Source organism: Pseudoalteromonas sp. 2CM28B (genome assembly GCF_023161935.1).
Genome location: NZ_JALNTH010000025.1, coordinates 83,953 through 109,503 on the forward strand (window position 1 = coordinate 83,953; position 25,551 = coordinate 109,503).

The window sequence follows — 25,551 nt, forward strand, 5'->3', positions numbered from 1 at the left end:
CAATTTGCTGGTTGTGTTTTAAACAACACAGCAACACCTGACAACAATAACTCAAAGGTTCACACACATGGACAAGTTTAAACTAAGTGCACTTATGCTGGCTTTATTTGCCGCTAATAGTGCATTGGCTGCAAACGAAGGCTCAACAAATCAATCACCCAGCACACAAGCTGAAGATTTAGAAATTATTGAAGTGCGAGGCTTTAGCCGCAGTTTAATTCAATCTTTAAATCAAAAGCGTTTTAGCGATACGGTGTCAGAGCAAATTTCTGCCGATGATTTAGGGGCACTGCCTGATATTTCAATGGCCGATGCACTTACACGATTACCTGGTATTTCAGCGGTGCGAACGGGTGGGCAAGCGGCGCAAATTAATATACGCGGGCTGTCGGGCGGGTTTGTATTTTCAACACTTAATGGCCGCGAGCAAGTATCTACAAGTGGCAGCCGCAGTATTGAGTTTGACCAATATCCGTCAGAATTAATTAGCTCTGCGGCGGTATACAAATCGCCAAAGGCATCGCTTATTGAAGGTGGCGTGGCCGGTACGGTAGAGCTTGAAACCGCCAGCCCACTTAATAATGATCAAACGCATAAATTTGTAGCTAATGTGCGTGGTATGTATAACGACCGCGCCTCAGAGGTATCGGATGCCACTGAATTTGGCGACCGAATTAGTTTTTCGTATCAAGGCAAATACCTAGACGACACATTAGGCGTAGCGCTGGGCTATGCGCGTTTGTTTCAGCCAAGTGTAGCAACGCAGTTTATTGGCCTTGCGTATAACGACACAAAAGACGTTGATGGCGCAGCTAACGATACCAATGGCCCTTTAGCTAACCCTGAGAACGAATACATTAGCGAAGGTTTTGAGCTACAGCATTTAGGCGGCGAAGAAACCCGTAATGGTTACTTAGCAGCTATAGAGTGGGCGCCTGTAGATAATTTTAAATTAAAAGGTGATGCGTTTTTATCGCGCTTTGATAAAGAGTCATTTGCTCGCGGCCTGAGGGTTAAATTAGGCGGGCCAACAGCTGCATATGCTAACGCTCAGCTTGATGGTAATGCCGTAATAGGCGCAGCGGTTAACCGCACTTCGCAAAGCTATACCCGTGTTGAAATAGTGAACGACGACAACCAAGACTTTGACGAAGTAGACAGCTTTGGCGTGAATGCCGATTGGCAGGTAACCGAGAGACTAAGCGTAAATGCCGATGTGTCGCTTTCTCGCGCAAAAAGCAATTTTAGAAATGGCTTACTGTGGAGCTTAGTAGCAGAAGATGCCAATGCGGAAACGCCAGTATTTGATAACAACGTAGCAATTAACTATCAATTAAATGGCTTAAATTTACCTGACGTTGGGTTTAATCAGGCGGCCGCCTTTAGTGATATAGACCGTGTAATGGTCAGTAAATATGGTATTTACCCAGATCAAACAGAAGATGAAGTAACCGCATTTAGGCTCGACTTTAAATACGAGCTAGAAAGCGACATATTTAGCTCAGTAGAGTTTGGTGCGCGCTACTCAGATAGAGAGTACAGCCGTAAACGCTCGGTATTTGAGTACGGTAACGACGGGGCGTTTTCAGCAACGCAACCCCCTTTACGTTTAACCGACGATATGGCGTCAGTGGCTGATTGGCAGGGCGAGTTTAGTTACTTCCCGTCGTATTTAGCCATTGATTTAGACAAAGCACTTAACGCATGGTTTCCAGATGGTACGCCAGAGCCTGTTCAAACATGGGGTAATGCCGATGGCGTAGACGACGCGCAAGGTTACACAACTAACTATTCGTGGTCAGTGTTACAAAGCGGCTCGGTGTTTGAAGATGTGCTAGCCGCGTATGTGATGGTAAACATTAACACGCAAATTGCCGGCCTTGACCTATCAGGTAATGTGGGGGTGCGCCGTATTGAAACCGACCAATCAGCAACGGTACTAGAGAACGTAGCAGGCGATGCGCGCTTAGGTGCGCAAAATATTGTTGATGAGAACGGCATTGTTAATGACTTATACGCGCCTAATGTATTAGGCACTAAATACACCGACTACTTACCATCATTAAATTTAAACCTGCAACTTAACGACAACTCGCTAGTTCGTTTTGCTGCGGCTAAAGTCATGTCGCGTGCACCAATTAACCGTTTAGCGGGCGATGCCAGCGCAAACGTAAGTGACGATGGTGTTATTAACGGTTCAAGTAATAACAACCCATTTTTAAAACCCTTTTATGCTGACCAGTACGACTTATCTTACGAATATTATTTTGAAGAAGGTAACGGCACTGTTGCTGCGGCGTTATTTTATAAAAATATAGACTCGTTTGTTGAAATCTTATCAATCGAAAACTTCGACTTTAAAGGCAATGGCTTTAATGTACCTGACTTTATAGAAGACCCTGTCAGTAGCGAGCAAGTTGCCACAACTAACGGTATTTACACCACGGCAGTTAATAACGGTGAAGGTGGCTACATTAGAGGGCTAGAGCTTGCGTATACGCAAGTGTTTACCTTTTTACCTTCGCCATTTAATGGCTTAGGCGCTAACGCAAGTTACTCATACACCGAAAGTGAAATTGAATCGATTACCAGTTTAGGGGGCGATACATTAGCGCAATCTTTACCTGGGCTCTCTAATAACGTGCTTAATGCCACGGTGTTTTACTCAATGGATGATTTTGAAACCCGCCTTAATGTGCGTTACCGCGATGAATTTGTATCGGAGCAGGTTGCCATTAACGAGCAAGTAGTTAATTTTGATGCCGAAACCGTAGTCGACTTTCAAACCTCTTATCGCTTTAGCGACTCGCTAACAATGCTTTTGCAAGTTAATAACTTAACCGATGAACCAACCCAAAGTTACTTTGGCTCAGAGCAACGAACAGGGACGACTCAGTACTTTGGTCGTCAGTTCTACCTTGGTTTTACATACAGTCATTAATTAGCAAACGGAGCGTTTAAAAATGAAAATTATAACAATGTCTAAATATTTGCTAATAGCCTTAGGGTTAATGATATTAGCAGGATGTGGTGGGACAGATGAAGTTGAGTCGGGGCAGCAGCTTTTAACCTGTAATGTGCCACAAGTACCAAACGAAGCAGGCTCGCAATGTGTGGACCCTGAGCCTATAACGTGTGCAGCGCCTACTGTACCGGATGATAAAAACGAAAGCTGTGTAGTGGGCGCCGACCCAACATTGCCTGATCCTATTGTATTTGCTGGTGAAGGTGAGGCAGTTTTATTTTATAACCGTTTAGCCGACGATAACTACGAAGGTTACCGATTACATTCGTGGAATAACGATGTGTGTGATGCTTACGCACCTCCGTTTGACACGAGCGATTGGGCTAACGGCCACGAGTACGATGGTATTGACCCTAACTATGGTGCGTACTGGATAATTAACCTAAAAGAGGGTTATAACGAATGTGCCAATTTTATTATTCATATTGGTACAGAAGGGTCAGGTAAAGCGTTTGGTGATGTGGATTTAACCATGCCGCTGATGCAAGACGATGAAACCTTTCAACGTATGAACTTTACCATTCATGGTGAGCCTTCGGTGTTTGAATACCCTATTTTAAGTTTGGGCGAACGCGCAGTTGCTATAACAGGTGCTTCAGCGCATTGGATTGATTTAAATACTATTTTGTATAAACCAAGTAACGAGCTTACAAGCCTAATTAAGTTGCATTCATCAGCTACGGCTGAGCTTGAAGTGGATATTGATACTGGTTTAAACGGCGATACTGTTACGCTGCAATCAAGCAGTTTAACTGATGAGCAAGCGGCAAAAGTACCGCATTTAACCACTTGGAACGCATACGAAGGAAGTTGGGATACAAACACGGCTAAAGCGCTTATAAAATCGCAGCTTGTTATTGCCGGTTACGATAGTGAAGGTAAGCTGCTAGAAGCAAGCTATGTGCAAACCGCTAAAGCACTCGATGCCCTTTACACACAAGGCGAAGACGACGCTAACGAAGCTGTACTTGGCGTAACTTATGGCAATAACGCGATTGATGTAACTGTGTGGGCACCCACTGCTAATAACATGGTGCTAAACGTGTTTGATGATGCAAAAACACAAGTGCACTCTATACCAATGACATTAAATACACAGACAGGTATTTGGCAAGCAAGTTTAGATATGCAATACGACCGCCACTACTACCGCTTTAATTTTGATGTTTACCACCCACTGACTCAGCAAATAGAGTCGCTTTGGAGTACAGACCCTTACTCACTCAATGTATCTACCAATGGTTTATACAGCCAGCTGATTAATTTAGCCGATGATGACACTAAACCAGAAGGCTGGGATGAGCGTATCGTGCCTACTATTATTAACCCAGAAGATGCGGTTATTTATGAAGGCCATGTACGTGATTTTAGTGTGCGTGATCAGTCAGTAAGCGAAGCAAACCGCGGTAAATACCTTGCATTCACTGAGCTTGAAAGCGTGCCAATGCAGCACCTTAAGCAATTAGCAGATAAAGGCTTAACACACTTTCATTTACTGCCAGTGACTGATATTGGCACTATTGAAGAGGATGCCTCGCAGCGTGTGGAAATTACAGACACCTTAGGTAAATTATGTGAGCGTATTAACGATGAAGCTGATGCATGTAAAATCGAAGATAAAAACAGCACGATTGTCGATATTATGCAAAGTTACCTCCCTGGCTCAGACGATGCACAAGCATTAGCCAGTGCGATGCGTGATTTAGACGGCTTTAACTGGGGTTACGATCCGCATTACTTTATAGCGCCTGAAGGCTCGTATGCCTCAAGCCCAGAGGGCATTGCCCGCGTTAAAGAAACCCGCGCTATGGTGCAATCACTGCAAGAAGTAGGACTTCGTGTTGTACTGGATGTGGTTTATAACCATACAACGTCGTCGGGTATTTGGGACAAGTCGGTATTTGATAAGCTAGTACCGGGTTACTATCATCGCTATAACGAAGTCAGTGGTGAAATAGAGCGCTCAACGTGTTGTGAAAATACAGCTACAGAGCATGTAATGATGGATAAGTTTGTTACTGATTCATTGGTTATTTTAGCGCGTGAATTTGGCTACGACAGTTTTAGATTTGATGTAATGGGGCATATGCCTAAATCATCAATATTAGCTGCGCGTGAAGCCGTGCAGGCAGTTGACCCTGATAACTATTTTTACGGTGAAGGCTGGGATTTTGGTGAAGTAGCTAACAATCGTTTATTCACACAAGCTAAACAGGCTGATATGGCGGGCTCAGAGGTGGGTACATTTAACGACCGTATTCGTGAAGCCGTGCGTGGTGGTGCAATGTTTAGCAATAACCCGACAGATGGCAACCTAGCCGAACAAGACACGTTACGGTTATCGCTGGCGGGCAACTTACAAAATTACATTCTAAAAGACTTTAAAGGTAATTCATCTAAAGGTAATAGCTTTACTTGGAATACTCAGCCAACGGCGTATGCACTAGACCCAGCAGATAGCATTCATTACGTATCAAAACACGATAACGAAACACTGTGGGATCAGTTGCAATACAAACATGCATCAAGCATGAGTATTGAGCAACGTGTGCGCGCGCACAACATGGCATTGTCTATTCCACTTATGAGCCAAGGCATTCCATTTATGCAATTAGGCGCTGATTTACTGCGTTCTAAGTCAATGGATCGTGATAGCTATAATGCCGATGATTGGTTTAATGCTGTTGATTTAACCAAAGAGAATAATAACTGGAACATTGGTTTACCAAACGCAGAGAAGAACCAAGAAAAATGGTCTGAAATTATGCCTATATCTGCTAATCCAGATGCACAGGCAATGCCGCAAGACATAGCCTATGCAGGTGATGTATTTAACGAGTTTTTACAAATACGTAGCAGCAGCCCACTATTTAGATTAACCACAGAGCAAGATGTCATTGAGCGAGTGGGTTTTCATAACGTAGGTAAAGCGCAGCAACATGGCTTAATTGTAATGAGCATTGATGATGGCGAAGGATTAACAGACTTAGACCCTGCATTTGATGCGCTTGTAGTGATGATTAACGCAACCGAGCAAACCCTTAGCCATACTATTGCCACCGCGGCGGGTTTTGAATTACACGACGTATTAAAAAACAGTGTTGATGCAAGCATGGCCAGCGCCAATTTTGCCCAAGGCGATAACGAAGGCACATTTACTGTGCCGCCTTACACATTAACTGTTTTTACTAAAACCCAAGGTGAGAGCCAAGGTACTGGTTTAAGTGCAAATGCGACCGTAGGCGCGCCTGATGTAGTACCTTATGGCAGCACCGCTGTGTTTGTGCGCGGAACTTTAAACGACTGGGGCACACGCGATGCATTTGAATATATTGGCGAGGGAGAATACCGTATAGCAATTGCACTAAGCGCTGGCGATTACGAATTTAAAATTGCCTCAGAAGATTGGTCTACGGTTGATTTTGGTGCGCTTACTGACGCTGATAAAGAGGTAGTTGAAAATCAAAGTGAGCCATTAACGCGCTCAGGTGCAAACATGACCTTTAGCGCTGCTATTGATGCAACCTATGTATTTTCGCTTGATGCTTCAAACCCTGAAAATCCAACGCTTACTTTATACAACGAAGAGCCATTTGTAGGCACCGCTATTTATGTGCGCGGTACGCTTAATGATTGGGGAGTAACCGATGAGCTAAGTTATAAAGGTAAAGGCATTTACACCTTTACTAAAACACTGAGCGCTGCAAGCTATGAATTTAAAGTAGCGTCAGAAGATTGGAGCACGGTTGATTATGGCTCGGCTGAGGGTGATGCCAGTGTAATGGTTGGCACCGCTGAGCAGTTGTCGGTTGCGGGCGCGAATATGACCATAGACATTGCCGAGCAAGGTGAATACCAGTTTATATTTGACGCCAGTGATTTAAATAACGTATCGCTAAAAGTGCTCAACGGCGAAATGTTTGCACAAACACCGGTATTTATTCGCGGCAGCTTAAATGACTGGAGTACTGATAACCCACTTATGTACGAGGGTGATGCAATTTACTCTGCTTCTATTGAATTAGAGGTGGGTGACTACGAATTTAAAGTAGCGTCTGAAGATTGGAGCACAGTGGATTACGGTGGAGCAGGCGATACGCCGGTAGTGGTAATTGATGAACTAACACCACTTGAAGCGGTAGGCGCCAATATAGCACTGAATATTACCGAACAAGGTACCTACACGTTTAATGTAATAGGCCCAGATAGAGAAAATGTAAGCATACTTATTAATAAGCAGTAGCAGTTATATTTTCCCAAACCTAAGCCGAGCATAGCCCTGTATGCTCGGCTTTTTTAATGCCTAATTAATACCCAACAAAAAGGGGGGGGGGGTTAAAAGCGATAGTTAACCGACATCATCACAGTCGTGGTGTTATCGGTATCAATAATGGGTGAGTCTTCAATATCAGAATCGAGCTGCTTATAGTTAACCATGGCATTTACGTTCCAGTTTTTATTAATGTAATACATTAAAAATAAACCCGCATTGTAGTTAACCGTAGAACTAAGTTCGTAAGGCGCATAGATGGTAGATTCGCCCTGTGCTACACCATAATAATAGTTAGATACATCACTGCTATTTAGCTCAACACCCACAGAAGGAATGAGCATTAGTTGTTTAGATAACTTAATAGGGTAACTGTAATTGGTTTTAAATTTAGCGCCATCGCCGTGGCCTATTACGTCATGAGTCGCACTGGCGCTTATCTTACCAAAGCTTGAAGTGTAACTAACCTGCGTGCCTGCGTAGAGTGATAGCTTTCTATCGTCTAAGGCTTTTATGGCTGCAAGGTCTGAATCTGAGGTATCAAAGTTATCACCTGGCTCTAAAACTAATGACCAGTTAAAACCTTGCTGCTCCACTAATTTATAATCAAGCGACAAACCTTTAAAACTAAGCCTTTCGCCTTCGTAAGTAATGATAGGTAAAAATAGCGTTTCACTGTCGGTACCTGCATAAGGTGAGCTGGTAGAAATGACACCGCCCCCTAATGAAAACTGCGACTCAGCTTGCGCAGTAATACTGCCAAGTGCAAGTGTGCCAACTAATAACCGGAGTGAGTTTTGTATATAAGTGTTCATAGGAGCCTTGGTGTTAAGTAAAAAGTGAAAATTGTTTGCGATAAGTAAAGTGTGCCGCAACGCTATTAGGCTTTAGTGTAGCTATATTTTTGATTGGCGTTTGTAAGAGAGTGTATGAAAGTTTATCTGAATGTAAGTGGCTAAATTGCATTGAAGACGTTGATCACATAAGTTGAATAAAGGCATACGTTTGATTAGATTAATAAAATGGGAATGAGGATAAACCAATGAGCAACCCTATTTTAAAAAGTGCCAGCTTTGATCCCAAAGTGAAGCAATACTGGATGACCATGGCATGCTTTTTTAGTGCCGTTGCATTAGTGACCATTCCACTTATACCTGTGGTGTTATTTGTTGTATGGCTGGTGGCAGGTAAAATTTTGGCCGCTATGTCGGCGCAATTACTCACGCAAAAGCTGGTTGTTAAACGCGGCATTTTATTTAAAGAAGAAAAATCTATACCGCTTGAAAAAATAACCGATGTGGGGCTGAACCAAGGGCCGCTTATGCGCTTTTTTGGGTTATACCGCTTAAGCTTTGAAACTGCAGGGCAGTCGGGTCATGGCGCATTAGTGTCATTACTTGGTGTTGAAAATGCCAGTGAGTTTAGAGAAGCCATACTTGAGCAAAAAGATAACTTAGCTGCGCAAGCCCCTAAAACACAGGAGCTTGCTGAAGATCACCTCAACCAAGCATTACTTGCTCGCTTAGTTGAGGTAGTAGAGCGCATAGATACGCGTTTGGCAGCTTTAGAAGCGAAGCGTTAAGCGTTTTGTAATTGAGCCTGACCTGCCAGCATACTTAGCTCTTTGGTACGGCTTTCAACAACCTGATATTCGCGCGCTTTAATTGTGCTTATATAATTCCACTTAGCACTGGCTTTTGCAGGTGTAAATGTAACGGTTAAATAGCCGCGCTCTACTAAATTATTATAAGCAAGGTCATCAACTAATAAGGCAATTACTTGCTCTATTTGCGCTACGGTTTGTGCATCTTGTGTGTTTAGCGCTAAATATTCTTCAAGCCCTGGTGATGAAACCGATGCCGTTGCAAATTCCACCCCAGCATTTTGTGAGGCTGCAATAGGGTTACTGACATCAGTTTTAAGCTGTCCCGCCCAGCCGTTATGAGTATCTCCGGCTAAAACTACTAAGTTTTTTTGTGCTGCAATAGCGGTACCTAATAATACTTCACGCTCGTAGGCATAGCCATCCCACGCATCAAGGTTATACGGTATGGTGGTTTGAACACGGGCAAGCTCTGCCTCGGTTACACTTGGGTCGCCCGCTAATACACGGCCTTTAATTTGCGCCAGCTCTGCAAATAATACATTGGCCTGTGCGAGCAATTCACTTGGATCGCCTCCGTTTGACTGTGCACTTTGTAAGCTAGCAAGTAGTAACATGACCTCTACTGGTAAGTGCATTTTTGTCATTAGCACTTGTTGCCCTAACACTTGCCACTGTGTGCTTGAGGTAGTGATGGCATCACTAAGCCATGTAAGTTGTTCACTGCCTAATAATGCACGATCTGTTGCGCCTATTGCTGCAGCAAATGCGCTTTGCCCTGCAGGGGAGGTAAGATCAAAATCACTATAGTTAAGCTGCTCATCACGCGCTAATACACGAGTATCTAGCATGTATAAAGAGACTAAATTACCAAACTCAAAGCGTCGGTAAATACGTTCTTTGTCGGCTACATTACGAATTGGCATCCACTCAAAGTAGGCTTGTAGTGCATTGAGTTTACGTTGGCTAAATTCGCCTTCACCTTCGTTATGATTTTCTGCGCCTTCGCGCCATGTGTCGTTGGTGATTTCGTGGTCGTCCCACACTGTTATAAATGCACAGTGGCTATGGGCTGCTTGTAAGTCGGCATCGAGGCGATAATTTGCATAGCGTTTTCTATAATCGGTCAGTGCGATAATTTCGCTGCTGTTATCTAAGGGTAGCAGTCGCTCTAACTGTGCGGCGTCTTCGGTTGCATAACCCGTATTGCTGTATTCGTATATGTAATCACCTAAGTGCAGTACCGCATCTAAATCGCTTTGCTTAGCAATTTCGCCATACACATGAAAATACCCGGCAGGGTAATTTGCGCACGATACAACGGCTAATTTCACCTGATCAACCGCACCGACAGGAAGCGTTTTTCCTTGTCCGATAGGGGAGGTTTTTCCATGTGCATTAAAGCGATAGTAATAAACGGTGTTGGCATCAAGCCCTTGTAAATCAACTTTAAGAGTAAAGTCGGTCGTATCACTGATATGTGTTTCACCATCGTGAACAATATTTGTAAAGCTTTGGTCGGAGGCGGCTTGCCATTGTACTTTTAACGATTTAGTTGTTACATCGAGTGGGGTTACACGGGTCCAAATAATTAAGCTATCGCTTAGCGGGTCGCCGCTGGCAACGCCGTGGTCAAAGCTAACGGGTGTGTCGTCATCATCGTCAAAACGACAACCTGTTAAACCAAGTGATAATACGGCAGCGCCAAATCCTGCTGCCGATGCTTTTAAAAAACTTCTCCGTGTAAATGCCATTGCTTTGTACCTGTAAAGTGTAAAAAGCAAAGTGTAGGCAATTTAGGTTACTTTTTTGTGAAGCAATTAAAAAACTTCACTTACTTGCGTTGCATTACACGTAATAACGGTAACGTTTTCGTAGCCTACGCGGGTTAGCGCTTCTGCACCTAAAGTGGCGCGGGCACCGCTGGCACAATGTAAGTAAATAGGGCGTGCAGCGTCTTTTTCTATTTCCATTAGCTTCATTTCAAGTAATCCGCGTGGAATATTTATTGCCCCTACCGCAGCTACATTGGCATGCTCAGCGGGTTCGCGTACATCAATAAGTAAACCTTTATTTTGTTCTAGCTCTTGTTTTGCTTGCGCTGCATCAATACGGCGTTGGTTAGGTGTGATAATTTTTAGTAAATCAGGAATTGAAGTAAGCATTAGTCTGTAAATCCTCTTTTGCGCAAAAAAGTCATTAATGGGCACCATTTAGTGTAGGCGGATTGCACTAAGTTAATACCAATAAATAACGTTAAAAATTGAAAGTTACTATCAACAAAGTAGCTTAAAAGCACAGAAATTGTAACGGCACTTCCGCCAATTAAGAGTATGGCGTCACTTATTTTCATGAATTGACCTTAATATTAGTTTTTTCTAATGTTAATTATATTAGAACTTACTAATGTAAAAGTCTATAATTAAAACACGCAAAATAATTAAGTATCACAATGAATATTGAACAACTTGCAGAAAACGCTCAGCAGGCAGAGCAATTTTTAAAATTAATGGCAAATAAAAACCGTTTAATGATTTTATGTAGTTTATTGCAAGGTGAACAAAGTGTGGGTGAGTTAAATCAAAATGTTCCGTTGGCACAGTCTGCTTTGTCTCAGCATTTGGCGAGTTTACGTAACGCCCAGCTAGTGGCAACTCGCCGTGAGGGACATACAATTTATTATTCGTTAATCGACCCAAAAGTTGAGTCGATTATTACGTTACTATACGAATGGTTTTGTAAGCAAAGTACCGCTGAGTAATTTGCTTTAAATAAAAGTGGCAATCTCATCAAGCGACTTTTTATCAAGTGCATGGGCAGGTACAGTTGCATCGTCACTTGGGTAGCCCGCAATAAGTAACATGTAAGGACGTTCGTTGTCTTTGTCGCGCTTACAAATGTCGGTTAAAAAACTCATTGGTTTAGGTGTATGGGTAAGCGTAGCTAAGCCAGAGCGGTGCAGGGCTTGTATTAAAAACCCAGTAGCAAGCCCTACTGATTCGTGCACATAATAATTGGTGTTTTTATCATCCGTATTCACACCGCCTTTTTTTTGACTAAACACTGCAATAAGCCAAGGCGCATGTTCTAAATAGGGTTTATTGGCGTCGGTACCTAATGGTTTTAGCGCATCAAGCCACTCTTCTCCTGCTCTGCCTTCATAAAAAGAGCGCTCTAGTTTTTCAGCGGCCTCTCTTATTTGTTTTTTTACATCGCTACTGTTTATAGCTACAAAATGCCACGGCTGATGATTCGCTCCACTTGGCGCGGTACCTGCTGCTTTAATACAGGCTTCAATTATATTTTTAGGCACAGGTCGGTCGCTAAAGCTGCGAATACTATGGCGGCGCTGGCTGGTTTGTAAAAATTCGTTTGCGCGTTTTAGCATTTCATCGTGAGGGTATTCTATAAAATCGTTTAGTGGTTGGCTTTGATGTTTTTGCATGGCTTTACGCTTCTTATAAAGTGTGTGTGTGGTTTTTATACCGACTGAATAAATGCGAGGCAAGTATTATTACCTGTTGTGTTTATTTATTGTTACAAAATTAACCATGGTGTAACTTATGTTCCTTTTTTTAATGTGGTATAAAAAGCGCAATAAAAAAACTATTAAAATTCAAGGAAGTAAAAATGCTATCAATAACAGGGTTATCTAAAACCTACGATAATGGCGTACATGCACTACAAGGTGTTGATTTATTTATAGGAAAAGGAATGTTTGGGCTGCTAGGGCCAAATGGCGCGGGTAAATCATCACTAATGCGTACTATTTCTACGTTGCAATCTGCCGATTCGGGTTCAATTACTTTTGATGGTATTGATGTTTTTAAAGACCCACAGGCTTTGCGCCAACGTTTAGGTTATCTACCGCAAGATTTTGGTGTATACCCTCGCGTAAGTGCTTACGACTTGCTAGACCATATGGCTGTTTTAAAGGGCATTCATAACAAAGGCGAGCGTAAAGAGTCGGTAGAAGGTTTGCTTGCACATACTAATTTATATCAACATCGCTCAAAAGCGGTAAGTGGCTTTTCGGGCGGTATGCGCCAGCGTTTTGGTATTGCACAAGCCTTACTAGGTGACCCTGATTTACTAATTGTTGATGAACCAACAGCAGGCCTAGACCCTGAAGAGCGAAATCGTTTTCATAACTTGTTAGTAAGCTTAGGCGAGCAAAAAGTCGTTATATTATCGACCCACATTGTTGAAGATGTGGCAGAGCTTTGCCCAAACATGGCCGTACTGGCAGGCGGAAAAATACTATTAGAGGGTAACCCCATTGCCCTTACCGATAAACTCCAAGGCCAAATTTGGCGTAAAGCCATGAGCCAAGAAGAAGCACTAGAGCTTGAGCCGCAACTGCCTGTTATTTCAAAACGCTTATTTGCAGGGCAAACCATATTACATGTATTAGCCAATGAAGCCCCTGAAGGTTTTGAGCTCAGCAGTGCAAACCTAGAAGATGTATATTTTTCTACGTTGCTTAATCATCGTAACAGCCAAGTAGCATAAGGGGGCGCTATGTTTTTTAATATGCTCGCGTTTGAGCTGCGCTATTTTGTGCGCCAGCCTTCGTTTTATGTGACCTCATTAATCTTCTTTTTTATGGCGTTTTTTATAAGCTCCAGTAGTAAGTTTCCGCTAGGTGGGGCTAATGTTCATATGAACTCGCCTTATACCATTATGGTTTTAACGGTTACCTTTTGTACGCTTGCTATGTTTTTAGTGGTTAACTTTGTTGCAAGCTCAGCGATTCGCAACAGCGAGACCAAAATGGATGAGCTGGTGTTTAGTAAGCCCGTTAACCCGCTTGCTTATCAATCAGGGCGTTTTTTTGGTGCTTACTTAGTTGTACTTATCGTGTTTTTAAGCGTGCCACTAGGCGTATTTTTGGGGTCTCAGTTTGGCTTGTTGGTTGGCTGGCTTGATAGTGAGCTAGTTGGCCCTAATAAGTTTATATATTACGCTGCGCCTTTCTTATATTTAGCAGTGCCAAGCTTATTGGTCCTCAGTGCTATTTTTAATAGTGTGGCGGTTTATTTTAAAACCATAATGGCGGTATATGTAACGGCCGTGGTGATCTATATAAGCTACCAATTGGCGAGTATCTATTTTGACGATTTAGCGTTTAGAAATATTGTTGTTTACGCAGACCCATTTGGCACTGGTTCATTAATTGACTTAACCCGTTACTGGACTGTAAGTGATAAAAATACTGAAGTGTTAACGCTTTCGGGCGATTTTTTAATTAACCGTATTTTATGGGTAGCAATAAGTTTAGCGATGTTTTTTGGCCTCGGAAAGTTAGCTAACCGCGTAGTCACTAAAAAACAGAAAAAGCAATTTGCTGTCTCTACGTTTGTAAAAAATAAACAAGCAGCACTTATTAGCAGCGCTAAAAACTACAAGTCAAAAGGGGTCAATACGCAATCGCAATTAGTAATGCGCAGCTTATTTGAGCTTAAGCAGGTTATATTAAGTGCTCCTTTTATGATTTTAGCGGGCGTCAGTATTATTACGTTACTCGCACCACTTTTTGCGCCTATTGGCGCATATGGCACAACAGATTGGCCGCTCACACAAAACATGGTGGGCATTATTCAAAACGCCTCCGCTATATTTATGTTTATTATTATTGCTTATTACAGCGCAGAGCTGGTTTGGCGAGAACGCCACAGTGGTATGGGCGATATTGTTGACAGCTACCCGGTGCATAACAGTGTGTTTTGGGTATCTAAAATTATTGCGCTAATCACTGCGGTTTGTGGCCTTTATTTAGTAGGTATGATGTTTACCATTGCGGTGCAACTATTTAAGGGGCAATTTAACTTAGAGCTTGGCCAGTACTTATTTAGGTTGGGTTACCTTACATTATTGCCTTTAATTATGATGGCTATTTTGGCGTTCTTTTTACAAATAATTAGCCCTAATAAATACATAGGTATGGGTTTGTTTATTCTGTATTACATTGCTCAAATGGTAATGGGTGCTTACGGATTTGAGCATCATATGTATCACTTTTCGCAAAGCAGTAGCGTACCGTATTCAGACATAAACGGTTACGGGCATTTTTTACAAGGCGCGCATTGGTATACCCTATATTGGGGCGCATTGAGTGTGTTTTTAGCTATTGTAGGGTTTGCTTTATGGCATCGTGGTCCATCGCAAACATTGCGTACGCGTTTATCTTTAGTGCGTTACAACATGTCTTTAAAAGGCCAGATTGCAGCCGTAATAAGTTTATTGGTATTTGTGGGCGCGGGTTATAACATTTATTACAACACCCGTGTAATCAATGAGTTTGTAACAAGTGATGATAACGAAGCGCTACAAGTAAGGTATGAGCAAGAGTTCTCACAATACAAAGACTTGCCACTGCCTATAATAACTGATGTTGATTTACACATTGATATTTACCCTAAAAAACGTGCTTTAAATGCCGTGGCTAAAATTAAGTTTACCAATACCGCAAACGAGCCAATAACCCGTGTGTTAATTAACGAGCCTAGCCAATCTAAAAGCTGGGATGTAAAAATGGCGGGCGGAAAAATAGTTGAGCGTTTAACCGATTTTGGCATGGTATGGTTTGAGTTTGAACAACCGCTAATGCCTAATGAAGTACGCGAAGGTGAGCTTTCTGTTACTCGTGAACACGACGGTTTTGTTGATAGAGGATCTGATACTCAACTCGTGCACAATGGTACATTTGTAAATAATAGAGAATTATTACCAAATTTTGGTTATCAAAAGTATTTTCAAATTGCGGATAAGTATGAGCGCCGTAAGCACGATTTACCCGAGCTTGAACGTGCACATAAACTAGAAGACAGCCGCTATTATACGCAAAATGAGTTTGGGCCTGCTAATGGCTTTATAAACTACAAGGCAACAGTAACCACTGATGAGTCACAATTTGCTATTACACCCGGTTATTTAAAAAGTGAAAGTGTAAAAGACGGAAGACGTACTTTTGTTTATAAAATGGATGCCCCTATTTTAAACTTTTATTCTGTGCTTTCGGCGGAGCTTGAAAGCAAAAAGGTTGAACATAACGGTGTAAATATTGAGGTGTACTACCACAAAGATCATGCATGGAATGTTGACCGTATGATTGAGTCGGTACAAGACTCAATAGATTACTACACGCAAGCCTTTGGGCCATATCAGCATAAACAGCTTCGTATTATTGAGTTTCCTAAGTATCGCTCGTTTGCGCAAAGTTTTGCTAATACGGTGCCTTACTCAGAAAGTATTGGCTTTATCACAGACTTAAGAGATGAGAGTAAAGTTGACCTACCTTACTATGTAACCGCACATGAAGTTGCACACCAATGGTGGGGGCATCAAGTATCTGGGGCTAATGTAGAGGGCAGTGCCGTTATTTCTGAATCGCTCTCCCAATACAGTGCGCTTATGGTACTAAAAAAACGCTTTGGCGCCGAGAAGCTTCGTAAATTCTTAAAGTACGAGTTAGATAGATACTTAATGGGCCGCACAGGCGAAGCCTTTGAAGAAATGCCGCTGTATAAAACGCACTCGCAACAATATCTTCATTACAATAAAGGCTCAGTTGCGATGATGGCTTTGTATGACCGATTAGGTGAAGAACGCTTAAATGCCGCACTTAAAGCGTTTTTGAATGAGTTTAAATACCAATCAACCCCATACCCAACTACGCTTGATTTACTTAGCTATTTAAAACAAGACGCAACGCAAGCGGAGCAACGTTTTATTGATGATCAGTTTAAATATATAACGCTTTATGAGCTTGAAATGAAAGCAGTGTCGGTTACAGATGATGTTGATAGCGAAGGTTTTTATACAGTAACACTGAACGTTGAAGCAACTAAGCAGCATGCCGATGGACAAGGTGAAGAAACCGAGCAACCACTTGATGAGCTAATTGATATTGCATTGTTTAGCGATGACCCTGAAAACCTTCTCGCTGAAGACTTTGTGATTTACTCGCAAAAGCATCAAATAGTCTCTGGTACTAATGCTATTGAGCTAAAAGTAAAAGAAAAGCCAGTGTACGCAGGGGTTGACCCGTACATTAAGCTTGTAGATAAAGACAGTAAAAACAACCTAGCTAAGTTTTAACGATTAACGATTAGTAATTAACTGAAAGGCCGCATTTAATGCGGCCTTTTTTGTTTTAGCGAATTACTAATACAAATGCGCAATAAAGCTTAATAAAGCGAATTAGCATATTGGTAAAAAGGGGTAATAGCAGCGAGAAGCTCGGCGATTAACCGAAGTGGGTTATATAGCAAAGTGCTTTAGTAGCTAAAATTAAAAGGCGCTGTGAGTATTTAGGTGCCCTAAACGAGAAAAGGGCCAAAAGGCCCTTAGTGTTGCAGCAAGTAACACATTTTGTTTTAAAGCGTAAAGTCTACAGCGTAGCCTACGTAAACTTTAACATCTGACTCATCCATGTCGGTGTCAGATACGCCAAAAGTAAAACCATCTTTTGATACAGAGATACCGTAATCAATAATATTATCATCGCCTATAAAGTCGCCAGAGTAGTGACCTAAGTGCAGCGCAACCTCAGTACCATTGCTGCCAACAGCAAAGCTGTAATCGGCATTTAGGTATAATGAATCGCCAAAGTCGGTGCCATCGCCATCTGCCGCTGAAGTGGCAAGGATTGCAGCGCCAAAGGTGAAACCTTCTGCGCTGATGCTACCGTAAATTTCAGAGAAATCAGCATCTGCCTCAGAAGCTGCATCTGGGTAAGCGTAATAAATGTAACCTACATCGTAGCTAAATGTGTCGTTAATATCGCCACCAAAACCCGCGTAAACATCAAGCTCGTAAGTCATTTCATCGGCCCATGAAGCATTTGATGCCCAAGTACCTACATAAAAGCCTGACTCGTCAGCGTAATCAATACCGCCAGAAATAGCAGCATCGCCCCCAGTTTGCTCTTGACCACGCCATAAGTAGTTAGACGTAGCCGCTGCGTTTGCTGTTACTTCTGCATGTACGGCTGTTGATGTTAAAGATGTAGCACCTAATAAAGCTATTGCGCTAATTGCGACGGTTTTTTTTAGTTTTAGCATGTCCATTTCCCGTTATATGATTTTTATCGCCTAGGTTTTTATTCTCTTATTGGCAACCCTTTGACTGGCGGTGTTTTATTGTTTAACTGGGAATGCAATTGCACTGTATGTGCCAGCTTAAAATAATTTCTATAAAACTGTTTTTTTACTTTTATAAAACAATATGTTGAGAAGTTTTAGAAGAGGGGATGATTGAGGTGGTTAATTAAAAAACGCACACTGCTGGTGCATAAATTAACCTAACTGCACCAGAAAAATACAGTTAGGTTAGGTAAATTTAGCCAAATATAGTGCGCATAAGACTAATTGTTTCGTTTACTCCGCGGCCTTTTTGTACTTCGCTAATAATAGAGTCGCGTTTGCTACGAATATGCTCGGGAATGTCATCGGCTGCAAGTGCACGGTCTACAAGTATTTCGGCTGACTCTTTACCTCTGCGCTGTGCTTTTCCTGCACTTGTTGTGCTGCGTTTAGGTTTATTTAATAGCTTAATATAATTTGAGTTGTCGGCCGTGCTGGCATCTGCATAGTAAAAAAAGCACGGTAATAACGCTTTTATACTAACTAGTTGCTCTTCTAGTTCATTGCTGCCATTAGCCATTTTAAACCACGACATAGCATGAATGCTTTGTACTATATCTTGCCAGTAGCGCTCAAAGTCGCGATTGTTTAATTTTGTAATACCTAAAGCTGCGCATAATGCATCAAGACGGCTATTACTAATCGGCGTAAACACATCGGGGCGGCGCATTGCTAATAAACGTGTAGCAGGAGCAAGGGTTGGCTTTTCATCGCTACCGTTAAAGGCAAGTAAATAAGCAACAACAAACTGTTGGTAATCAGCTTCGCTCACATCACCTTCAAGCGGGATGTTAGCAAGTGCATCGTCAAACGCGCCAGGTAAGTCGGCTAGCATTTGATGAAAACCCTTTGCACTTTTTGTTGATGCGAACCATTCAACATCAAAGTTATAGGTGCTTGGGTCGAGCGTGGCAGTGTGTTTACCACTAAATGCCAGTAAATCCTCTGGGATCATATCTTTTAGTGCTTGCTCACGAATGCTGTGCAAATACGTGGTAAGGCGAAGCTGTTCGTCCAGTGCAATAAGTTCTTTGTGTTGCTCTACAAACATACTAATAACGGGCCAAGGTGCTACACGTAGTGTTTTAAGCTGTAAAAAGCTAATTGCTGAGGTTAGCTGGTCGTGCAGCTTTTTTAAAACTGGTAGTTGCTGTGGCTCTAGTAAATCGTAATTTATACGGTCTTTACTTGCACTTAGCAGCTCATAACACCAGCCTAAAAAATCCTCTGGGTGGTTTTCTACTTTCACGGCCATTAGGTTTAGGCTTAGTTCTGCAGCTTGCTTCAAGATGTTTTGGTAAATTTGACTTTCTTGTTCGCCTAGCGCCATTTTTGACGGTGAAATTAGCAGTTTTTTCATGCCTTGTAGAGTCTCCGAGTAGATACATTTTTTAGCTGCTTTATTTTAGCGCAAATACGCCAATAGCAACAGGGCCGTGCATCATACCTAACAATTCAAGGGATGCAATCATGATGCTTAATATAAGCACCATGATTGCCGAGGTTTAATCATGCTCTTGCAGCGTAAACAAGCTTTCAACAGAAGTTTTAAAGTGCCTCGCTATTTTAAGCGCAATTATTACCGAAGGAGTAAACCTTGCCGTTTCCACAGTACTTATAGTTTTACGTGAAACTGCAATTAGATCTGCTAACTCTTGCTGCGAAAGGCCTGCTTCTTTACGGTATTTTGCAATTTGATTTTGCACTTTTGCTCCTAATCTTTGCTTTGCCAAAGAATTGATACGCCGTATATTAAACACATTACAGCAAGGTAAAACGAGGCCATCATGGTGTGAGACACTTCTAAAGCCAAATCATCTGAGAATAAATACACGCCACCCATACTAAAAAGTAAACCAAGAACTACATGTTTATAGGCAATAGTGTCGATAGTGTTTAAGTACTCATCTTTGTAGGTAAGGTGGTATTTCATTTTCCATGTAAACCCGCCTCTGATCACAAACATACAAAATGAACCTAAAAAGGCAGCAGTGCCAAAAAACAATAGTGGGGCTGATGTTTGAGTAAGCAGTGGGTAAACACTGATGATTAATAAAGTGACTCCCATGAATAATGAGAACCAAGCATTTTGGCCCATAAACTTTTCTTCATTTTTAATATCATGATTCGACATATCTCATTTCCTTTTAAAATTTACATTATGTAACCTACAGGTATCAATGTAACCTATAGGTTTCACAGTGTCACTATTTTTTTGTAACCTAAAGGTATCAAAATGTTTCAGGGGCGATTCAGGATAAGACGGTAATATTTAATAAAGTGCTTTTTTATCACAACGACAATGATTTTAAAGCTAACACTCGCTATGATAAGAACATTATTTGCACGTTTGAAAGGATGATCATGAAGACCTTACTCAAAATTGTTGGTGTAATACTCTTACTTTGTATTGCGTTAATTATTGCCGCTCCGTTTTTAATCCCAACCGATACTATTTTTAATAAAGTATCTGAGCAGGTTGAAAAAACAACAGGGCGCACACTTACTATTAAAGGTGATAAAACGCTTAGTGTATTTCCTGCATTAAAGTTAGAGCTTAACGATGTGCACTTTGCAAACATGCAGACAGGCTCGCGCGACGACATGGCAAGTATGGAGCAATTAGCTGTGCATATACCATGGTTATCGCTATTTGGCGGCGAATTCAAACTTGATAAGTTTGTTATTAACGAGCCCAATATTTTATTAGAAACTGATAAAAACGGTAAAGCTAACTGGCAGTTGTTTGATGCTGTAGCAGAGCAGCCGCAAGAGCAAACTCAATCAGGTGAGGCTGTTAAACTACCAGAGAGCTTTGATATAGAGTTAGGTGAAGTGGTTATTTACGGTGGTACGTTTACTTACCTAGATGGGCAAACAGGCGCTAAACAACAAATTAGTGACTTGGAATTGGCTATTTTACTTCCTTCACTACGTAAGACACTAGAGATCAAAGGCGGCATTACATATATGCAAGAGCGCTTTGAGCTTGATGTAAAACTTGATACGCCGGCAAAGGCAATTGAAGGGGCGACATTTGAGGTTGCTCAAAGCGTAGACTCTCGCTTGGTCGATCTTACTTTTAACGGCAGTATTGCTCGCCAAGGTAAAGATATAAAAGGCGAGTTAGCGCTAAGTGGCGATTCTGTTAAAGAGCTAGCAACTTGGCAAGGGGTAGACTTAAACGCTAAAGAAAATGCATTTAATGCGTTTAGTGTAAACGGTAAAATGCATCTTATAGATGATACGTTTAACTTAGAAGAGCTGATTGCTACCCTAGATGAATTAGAGATTAAAGGAAAAAGTGAAGTAAACTTAGGAAATAAACTAGCGGTTAATGCTGATATAGACCTAGGTATGCTTGATTTGAATCCCTACTTACCGGAGGTAGTCGCTAAGCAGCAAGCGCCGCAAAGCGAAGAACCTAAAGCCGCGCAGCCGATTGTTTGGGACGATACTAAAATTGATTTAAGCGCATTAAATGCACTTAATGCTAATGTAGTTATTCGCTCAAGCGGTTTAAAAGCTAACGATATTGAGCTAGGTGCTAATCAATTTACAGTCGACTTAAACAACAGCGTTGCTAAATTAAGCTTAGATAGCTTTAAAGCATATGAGGGCACTGGTAAAGGGGTTATCAACATAAATGCGCAGCAAACGCCGTATAAAATAAGCACAAATTTTGATTTAGCCGACATAGACGCACAACCGTTACTCACTGATGCAGCTGGCTTTGATAAGCTTATGGGTAAAGGGTCATTAAATTGGAATTTAACCACAACTGGGCAAAGTCAAAAAACCTTTATTAATGCATTAAATGGCAAGGTTGGCTTTGAATTTGCCGATGGTGCTGTTAAAGGCGCAAACGTGGCTGAGATGGTTCGCAAAGGCAAAGAGCTTATTACTGGTAACCTTGGAGCTGTGAGTGAAGGGCTAGATACAGGCTTTGAAGAATCAGAGCAAACAGATTTTTCTGCGCTCACCGGTAGCTTTAACTTTACTAATGGCGTGGGCCATAATAACGACCTATCGCTGATGAGCCCACTTATTCGTATTACAGGTGAGGGCGATGTAGATTTGCCTAAAACCAATGTTGATTATCGCTTAGTGACCGGCATTGTTGATTCGATTGAAGGGCAAGGCACTACAGATGATAGTACAGGCTTTAAAATCCCACTGCGTATAGAAGGCCCATTTCATGACGTTGGCTTTAAGCTAGATGTAAGCAACGCGCTTAAAGATGAAGCAAAGCAAAAGCTCGATGACGCCAAAGAGAAAGCAAAAGAAAAAGCCAAGGACAAAGTTAAAGATAAACTAAAAGGTTTATTTGGCTAACTATTAAACCCCACTAATAAATAATTAAGGCGCTATTTGCGCCTTGATTGTTTTATAACCACTTGTAAAATAGCTACATAGCGGTTTTTACTCAGTTTTAATCTGTCCTTCCCTTAAATTAATTAAAAAATAACCTACCACTCACTAGCCAATGCTGGTACAATTGCCCGCCCTTAAGAGACAACTCTGTTGTTTTTTGAGTGGGATTTAATCGAAGTGCCTTGATTTTAAACAAATTTAAGGCAAGTTGTAATTACTACACCGGAGGTCATTAACATGATCCAAATGCAAACTCAGCTGGAAGTTGCTGATAACAGCGGCGCTCGCAAAGTGCAGTGTATAAAAGTCCTTGGTGGTTCACACCGTCGCTATGCGGCAGTTGGCGATATCATTAAAGTTTCTGTGAAAGAAGCTATTCCTCGCGGTAAAGTGAAGAAAGGTGATGTTAAAAACGCGGTAGTTGTGCGTACCAAAAAAGGCGTTCGTCGTCCGGACGGTTCTCTGATCCGTTTCGATAGCAATGCGGCTGTTATCTTAAATGATAACTTGCAGCCAATTGGTACTCGTATCTTCGGCCCTGTGACTCGTGAACTTCGTAATGATAAGTTCATGAAAATTGTTTCACTAGCCCCAGAAGTACTGTAAGGAGTCTATCATGGCAGCAAAAATCCGTCGTGATGACGAAGTAATCGTACTAGCAGGTAAAGACAAAGGTAAGCGCGGCAAAGTGCTTTCAGTTGTTACCGAGTCTGGTCGAGTATTTGTCGAAGGCATTAACTTAATCAAGAAACACCAAAAGCCGGTTCCACAATTGAACCAAGCTGGCGGCATTGTTGAGAAAGAAGCGTCTATCGACGTATCAAACGTTGCGATCTACAACTCGGAAACGAGTAAAGCAGATCGTGTAGGTTTCAAGATTGAAGATGGTAAGAAATTACGTATCTTTAAATCTACTGGTAAAACTATCTAATAGTTGGAGTAGAATGATGGCGAAACTGCATGAAGTATATAAAGACAAAGTAGTTGCTGAGCTTCAAGAGAAGTTTGGTTTCAGCTCTGTCATGCAAGTCCCTCAGATCGAAAAGATCACATTAAATATGGGCGTGGGCGAAGCCCTAGCTGACAAGAAAATTTTAGATAACGCTGTTGCGGATCTAGAAGCTATCGCTGGTCAGAAACCTTTAATCACTAAAGCACGCAAATCTGTTGCTGGCTTCAAAGTGCGTGAAGGCTACCCAATAGGCTGTAAAGTAACCTTACGCGGCGAGCGTATGTGGGACTTTTTTGAGCGTTTGGTATCAATCGCTATCCCACGTATCCGTGACTTCCGTGGTGTGAGTGCTAAGTCTTTTGATGGACGTGGTAACTACAGCATGGGCGTACGTGAACAAATCATCTTCCCAGAAATTGATTACGATAAAGTAGACCGTGTACGCGGTATGGATATCACAATCACAACTTCTGCGAAATCTGATGAGGAAGGCCGTGCGTTGTTAGAAGCGTTTAACTTCCCATTCAAGAAATAAGGGTAGGGTTATGGCAAAGAATTCTATGAAAGCGCGCGAAGCAAAGCGCACTAAACTAGTTGCTCAGTACGCTGAAAAGCGTGCAGCACTAAAAGCTATCATCAGCGATGTTAACGCATCTGAAGATGATCGTTGGGACGCGGTACTTAAGCTTCAAGCTTTACCACGTGATTCTAGCCCTGCACGTCAACGTAATCGTTGTAACATTACGGGCCGCCCACATGGTTTCCTTCGCAAATTCGGCATGAGCCGTATTAAAGTTCGCGAAGCAGCTATGCGCGGTGAAATTCCTGGCCTTAAAAAGGCTAGCTGGTAATAGTATCACGGGAGTAAGACTATGAGCTTGCAAGATCCTATCGCGGATTTGTTTACACGTATCCGTAACGGTCAATCAGCGAAGAAAGTATCTGTAACGATGCCAACTTCAAAGCTGAAAGTAGCAGTAGCTAAAGTATTAAAAGACGAAGGTTACATCGCAGATTTCGCTGTAAACAGCGAAGCGAAACCTGAGCTTTCTATCGAGTTGAAATACTTCGAAGGCAAAGCTGTAATTGAAAATATCCAGCGTGTTAGCCGCCCTGGTCTACGTATCTATAAGAAACGTGACGAATTACCGAAGGTAATGGGTGGTCTTGGTATCGCTATCGTATCAACTTCTAAAGGCCTAATGACAGACCGCGCAGCACGTAGTGCTGGTGTTGGTGGTGAAATCATTGGCTTTGTAGCTTAATCGGAGGGGAACTATGTCTCGCATAGCAAAGGCACCAATCAATGTTCCTGCCGGTGTAGAAGTTACATTAAAAGGCCAGGACATCACAGTTAAAGGCAAAAACGGTGAACTTACTCGTACTATCAACAACGCTGTTGAAGTACAAGTTAACGACAACGTTATTACAACTTTACCTCGTGAAGGCGTAGCTAATGCATGGGCTCAAGCAGGTACTGCTCGCGCTCTAATCAACAACATGGTTGTTGGTACGCATGAAGGTTACGAGAAGAAACTTCAGTTAGTAGGTGTTGGTTACCGTGCTGCAGCTAAGGGTAAAGTTTTAGACTTAACACTTGGTTTCTCGCACCCAGTTAATTTCGAAGTTCCTGAGGGAATTACGATTGAAACTCCAAGCCAAACAGAAGTTCTAGTTAAGGGCGTAGATAAGCAGTTAGTTGGTCAAACAGCTGCTAACATTCGTGCATACCGTAAACCTGAGCCTTATAAAGGTAAAGGTGTTCGTTATTCAGATGAGAATGTACGCCGTAAAGAGGCTAAGAAGAAGTAAGGTAAGACGATGGATAAAAAAACAGCTCGTCTACGTCGTGCTAAACGCACTCGTAGAAATTATATTGAACAAGGCACAACGCGTCTTGTTATCCACCGCACGCCACGTCACATTTACGCTCAAGTAGTTAATGCTGAGGGTACTGTACTGGCTGCTGCTTCTACTGTTGAGAAAGCTATTAGCGAAACAGTTAAAGGCACAGGCAACGTTTCAGCTGCACAAGCAGTTGGTAAAGCGGTTGCAGAACGTGCGGCTGACAAAGGCATCGAAAAGATTGCTTTTGATCGCAGTGGCTTTAAATATCACGGCCGTGTGAAGGCGCTAGCTGATGCTGCGCGTGAAGCCGGTTTGCAATTCTAGGAGTAGACA

General features: G+C 42.0%; 23 protein-coding genes. 14 read left to right on the forward strand and 9 right to left on the reverse strand.

Translation table 11 applies throughout. The features are described from left to right. Positions 1-67 precede the first annotated feature (67 nt). Both MTN96_RS25195 and MTN96_RS25200 read left to right on the forward strand, forming a co-directional pair. Positions 68-2,941: a TonB-dependent receptor gene (locus MTN96_RS25195; RefSeq protein WP_248533040.1), complete on the forward strand. Its 2,874-nt coding sequence runs from the start codon at positions 68-70 to the stop codon at positions 2,939-2,941. 22 nt (positions 2,942-2,963) lie between these two features. Then, on the forward strand, positions 2,964-7,268 hold the full coding sequence (locus tag MTN96_RS25200; RefSeq protein WP_248533042.1) for an alpha-1,6-glucosidase domain-containing protein: 4,305 nt from the start codon (positions 2,964-2,966) through the stop codon (positions 7,266-7,268). 92 nt (positions 7,269-7,360) lie between these two features. On the opposite strand, the gene MTN96_RS25205 is transcribed toward MTN96_RS25200, so the two are convergent. Further along, positions 7,361-8,110, reverse strand: a complete 750-nt coding sequence (locus tag MTN96_RS25205; RefSeq protein WP_248533044.1) for a MipA/OmpV family protein — start codon at positions 8,108-8,110, stop codon at positions 7,361-7,363. A 227-nt stretch (positions 8,111-8,337) separates the two neighbouring features. Between MTN96_RS25205 and MTN96_RS25210 the strand changes: the two genes are divergently transcribed. Further along, positions 8,338-8,877, forward strand: a complete 540-nt coding sequence (locus MTN96_RS25210) for a PH domain-containing protein (RefSeq protein ID WP_096740265.1) — start codon at positions 8,338-8,340, stop codon at positions 8,875-8,877. Here the strand turns inward: MTN96_RS25210 and MTN96_RS25215 are convergent. The 3 genes from MTN96_RS25215 to MTN96_RS25225 form a co-directional block, all read right to left on the reverse strand. Continuing rightward, positions 8,874-10,652, reverse strand: a complete 1,779-nt coding sequence (locus MTN96_RS25215) for an alkaline phosphatase (protein ID WP_248533046.1) — start codon at positions 10,650-10,652, stop codon at positions 8,874-8,876. The two genes, MTN96_RS25210 and MTN96_RS25215, sit on opposite strands and share 4 nt — an antisense overlap. A gap of 66 nt (positions 10,653-10,718) precedes the next feature. Then, positions 10,719-11,063 carry a rhodanese-like domain-containing protein gene (locus MTN96_RS25220; protein ID WP_004589222.1) on the reverse strand — a complete coding sequence of 115 codons (345 nt, stop codon included), beginning with the start codon at positions 11,061-11,063 and terminating at the stop codon, positions 10,719-10,721. Next, positions 11,063-11,251, reverse strand: coding sequence for a DUF2892 domain-containing protein (locus MTN96_RS25225; protein ID WP_004589221.1), 189 nt, complete (start codon positions 11,249-11,251; stop codon positions 11,063-11,065). The genes MTN96_RS25220 and MTN96_RS25225 overlap by 1 nt, the downstream gene beginning before the upstream one ends. A 99-nt stretch (positions 11,252-11,350) precedes the next feature. Between MTN96_RS25225 and MTN96_RS25230 the strand changes: the two genes are divergently transcribed. After that, positions 11,351-11,659: a helix-turn-helix transcriptional regulator gene (locus MTN96_RS25230; protein WP_004589220.1), complete on the forward strand. Its 309-nt coding sequence runs from the start codon at positions 11,351-11,353 to the stop codon at positions 11,657-11,659. A 6-nt stretch (positions 11,660-11,665) separates the two neighbouring features. On the opposite strand, the gene MTN96_RS25235 is transcribed toward MTN96_RS25230, so the two are convergent. Then, a complete protein-coding gene (locus MTN96_RS25235; protein ID WP_248533048.1) occupies positions 11,666-12,343 on the reverse strand; it encodes a nitroreductase family protein in 678 nt (225 codons plus the stop codon). Positions 12,344-12,528: 185 nt separating this feature from the next. Here MTN96_RS25235 and MTN96_RS25240 point away from each other — a divergent pair, with 185 nt between their 5' ends. Both MTN96_RS25240 and MTN96_RS25245 read left to right on the forward strand, forming a co-directional pair. Beyond that, positions 12,529-13,410 carry an ABC transporter ATP-binding protein gene (locus MTN96_RS25240; RefSeq protein ID WP_248533050.1) on the forward strand — a complete coding sequence of 294 codons (882 nt, stop codon included), beginning with the start codon at positions 12,529-12,531 and terminating at the stop codon, positions 13,408-13,410. Between the two features lie 9 nt (positions 13,411-13,419). Beyond that, positions 13,420-16,998, forward strand: a complete 3,579-nt coding sequence (locus MTN96_RS25245) for a M1 family aminopeptidase (protein ID WP_248533052.1) — start codon at positions 13,420-13,422, stop codon at positions 16,996-16,998. Positions 16,999-17,276: 278 nt separating this feature from the next. Here the strand turns inward: MTN96_RS25245 and MTN96_RS25250 are convergent, their stop codons facing one another. The 4 genes from MTN96_RS25250 to MTN96_RS25265 all read right to left on the reverse strand — a co-directional run bounded on the left by MTN96_RS25250 (position 17,277) and on the right by MTN96_RS25265 (position 20,178). Further along, entirely contained in the window at positions 17,277-17,963 is a 687-nt protein-coding gene (locus MTN96_RS25250; protein WP_054983352.1) for a TorF family putative porin, read from the reverse strand. A gap of 277 nt (positions 17,964-18,240) precedes the next feature. Further along, complete coding sequence (locus MTN96_RS25255) at positions 18,241-19,404, reverse strand: hypothetical protein (protein WP_248533054.1); 1,164 nt, start codon at positions 19,402-19,404, stop codon at positions 18,241-18,243. 145 nt (positions 19,405-19,549) lie between these two features. Beyond that, positions 19,550-19,750, reverse strand: coding sequence for a helix-turn-helix transcriptional regulator (locus MTN96_RS25260; protein WP_004589214.1), 201 nt, complete (start codon positions 19,748-19,750; stop codon positions 19,550-19,552). Positions 19,751-19,758: 8 nt separating this feature from the next. Then, positions 19,759-20,178, reverse strand: a complete 420-nt coding sequence (locus MTN96_RS25265; RefSeq protein WP_058403570.1) for a hypothetical protein — start codon at positions 20,176-20,178, stop codon at positions 19,759-19,761. A gap of 230 nt (positions 20,179-20,408) precedes the next feature. On the opposite strand from MTN96_RS25265, the gene MTN96_RS25270 reads away from it, so the two are divergent. The 8 genes from MTN96_RS25270 to rplR all read left to right on the forward strand — a co-directional run bounded on the left by MTN96_RS25270 (position 20,409) and on the right by rplR (position 25,542). Continuing rightward, a complete protein-coding gene (locus MTN96_RS25270) occupies positions 20,409-22,379 on the forward strand; it encodes an AsmA family protein (protein ID WP_248533057.1) in 1,971 nt (656 codons plus the stop codon). A gap of 276 nt (positions 22,380-22,655) precedes the next feature. Then, the gene (rplN, locus tag MTN96_RS25275) at positions 22,656-23,024 is read left to right on the forward strand and encodes a 50S ribosomal protein L14 (protein ID WP_004589211.1); all 369 of its coding nucleotides are present in this window, start codon (positions 22,656-22,658) and stop codon (positions 23,022-23,024) included. A 10-nt stretch (positions 23,025-23,034) separates the two neighbouring features. Further along, entirely contained in the window at positions 23,035-23,349 is a 315-nt protein-coding gene (gene rplX, locus MTN96_RS25280; RefSeq protein WP_004589210.1) for a 50S ribosomal protein L24, read from the forward strand. Positions 23,350-23,365: 16 nt separating this feature from the next. After that, positions 23,366-23,905 (forward strand): 50S ribosomal protein L5, encoded by a 540-nt coding sequence (gene rplE / locus MTN96_RS25285; protein WP_004589209.1) that lies wholly within the window; start codon positions 23,366-23,368, stop codon positions 23,903-23,905. A 10-nt stretch (positions 23,906-23,915) separates the two neighbouring features. After that, the gene (gene rpsN, locus MTN96_RS25290; RefSeq protein WP_004589208.1) at positions 23,916-24,221 is read left to right on the forward strand and encodes a 30S ribosomal protein S14; all 306 of its coding nucleotides are present in this window, start codon (positions 23,916-23,918) and stop codon (positions 24,219-24,221) included. Between the two features lie 21 nt (positions 24,222-24,242). Then, a complete protein-coding gene (gene rpsH / locus MTN96_RS25295; protein ID WP_004589207.1) occupies positions 24,243-24,635 on the forward strand; it encodes a 30S ribosomal protein S8 in 393 nt (130 codons plus the stop codon). A 13-nt stretch (positions 24,636-24,648) separates the two neighbouring features. Continuing rightward, complete coding sequence (gene rplF / locus MTN96_RS25300) at positions 24,649-25,182, forward strand: 50S ribosomal protein L6 (RefSeq protein ID WP_004589206.1); 534 nt, start codon at positions 24,649-24,651, stop codon at positions 25,180-25,182. Positions 25,183-25,191: 9 nt separating this feature from the next. After that, positions 25,192-25,542, forward strand: coding sequence for a 50S ribosomal protein L18 (gene rplR, locus MTN96_RS25305; protein ID WP_004589205.1), 351 nt, complete (start codon positions 25,192-25,194; stop codon positions 25,540-25,542). Positions 25,543-25,551 lie beyond the last annotated feature (9 nt).

Coding starts and splice junctions, on each gene's coding strand:
- MTN96_RS25195 (WP_248533040.1), top strand. CDS start 68: ATGGACAAGTTTAAACTAAGTGCACTTATGCTGGCTTTATTTGCCGCT.
- MTN96_RS25200 (WP_248533042.1), top strand. CDS start 2,964: ATGAAAATTATAACAATGTCTAAATATTTGCTAATAGCCTTAGGGTTA.
- MTN96_RS25205 (WP_248533044.1), bottom strand. CDS start 8,110: ATGAACACTTATATACAAAACTCACTCCGGTTATTAGTTGGCACACTT.
- MTN96_RS25210 (WP_096740265.1), top strand. CDS start 8,338: ATGAGCAACCCTATTTTAAAAAGTGCCAGCTTTGATCCCAAAGTGAAG.
- MTN96_RS25215 (WP_248533046.1), bottom strand. CDS start 10,652: ATGGCATTTACACGGAGAAGTTTTTTAAAAGCATCGGCAGCAGGATTT.
- MTN96_RS25220 (WP_004589222.1), bottom strand. CDS start 11,063: ATGCTTACTTCAATTCCTGATTTACTAAAAATTATCACACCTAACCAA.
- MTN96_RS25225 (WP_004589221.1), bottom strand. CDS start 11,251: ATGAAAATAAGTGACGCCATACTCTTAATTGGCGGAAGTGCCGTTACA.
- MTN96_RS25230 (WP_004589220.1), top strand. CDS start 11,351: ATGAATATTGAACAACTTGCAGAAAACGCTCAGCAGGCAGAGCAATTT.
- MTN96_RS25235 (WP_248533048.1), bottom strand. CDS start 12,343: ATGCAAAAACATCAAAGCCAACCACTAAACGATTTTATAGAATACCCT.
- MTN96_RS25240 (WP_248533050.1), top strand. CDS start 12,529: ATGCTATCAATAACAGGGTTATCTAAAACCTACGATAATGGCGTACAT.
- MTN96_RS25245 (WP_248533052.1), top strand. CDS start 13,420: ATGTTTTTTAATATGCTCGCGTTTGAGCTGCGCTATTTTGTGCGCCAG.
- MTN96_RS25250 (WP_054983352.1), bottom strand. CDS start 17,963: ATGCTAAAACTAAAAAAAACCGTCGCAATTAGCGCAATAGCTTTATTA.
- MTN96_RS25255 (WP_248533054.1), bottom strand. CDS start 19,404: ATGAAAAAACTGCTAATTTCACCGTCAAAAATGGCGCTAGGCGAACAA.
- MTN96_RS25265 (WP_058403570.1), bottom strand. CDS start 20,178: ATGTCGAATCATGATATTAAAAATGAAGAAAAGTTTATGGGCCAAAAT.
- MTN96_RS25270 (WP_248533057.1), top strand. CDS start 20,409: ATGAAGACCTTACTCAAAATTGTTGGTGTAATACTCTTACTTTGTATT.
- rplN (WP_004589211.1), top strand. CDS start 22,656: ATGATCCAAATGCAAACTCAGCTGGAAGTTGCTGATAACAGCGGCGCT.
- rplX (WP_004589210.1), top strand. CDS start 23,035: ATGGCAGCAAAAATCCGTCGTGATGACGAAGTAATCGTACTAGCAGGT.
- rplE (WP_004589209.1), top strand. CDS start 23,366: ATGGCGAAACTGCATGAAGTATATAAAGACAAAGTAGTTGCTGAGCTT.
- rpsN (WP_004589208.1), top strand. CDS start 23,916: ATGGCAAAGAATTCTATGAAAGCGCGCGAAGCAAAGCGCACTAAACTA.
- rpsH (WP_004589207.1), top strand. CDS start 24,243: ATGAGCTTGCAAGATCCTATCGCGGATTTGTTTACACGTATCCGTAAC.
- rplF (WP_004589206.1), top strand. CDS start 24,649: ATGTCTCGCATAGCAAAGGCACCAATCAATGTTCCTGCCGGTGTAGAA.
- rplR (WP_004589205.1), top strand. CDS start 25,192: ATGGATAAAAAAACAGCTCGTCTACGTCGTGCTAAACGCACTCGTAGA.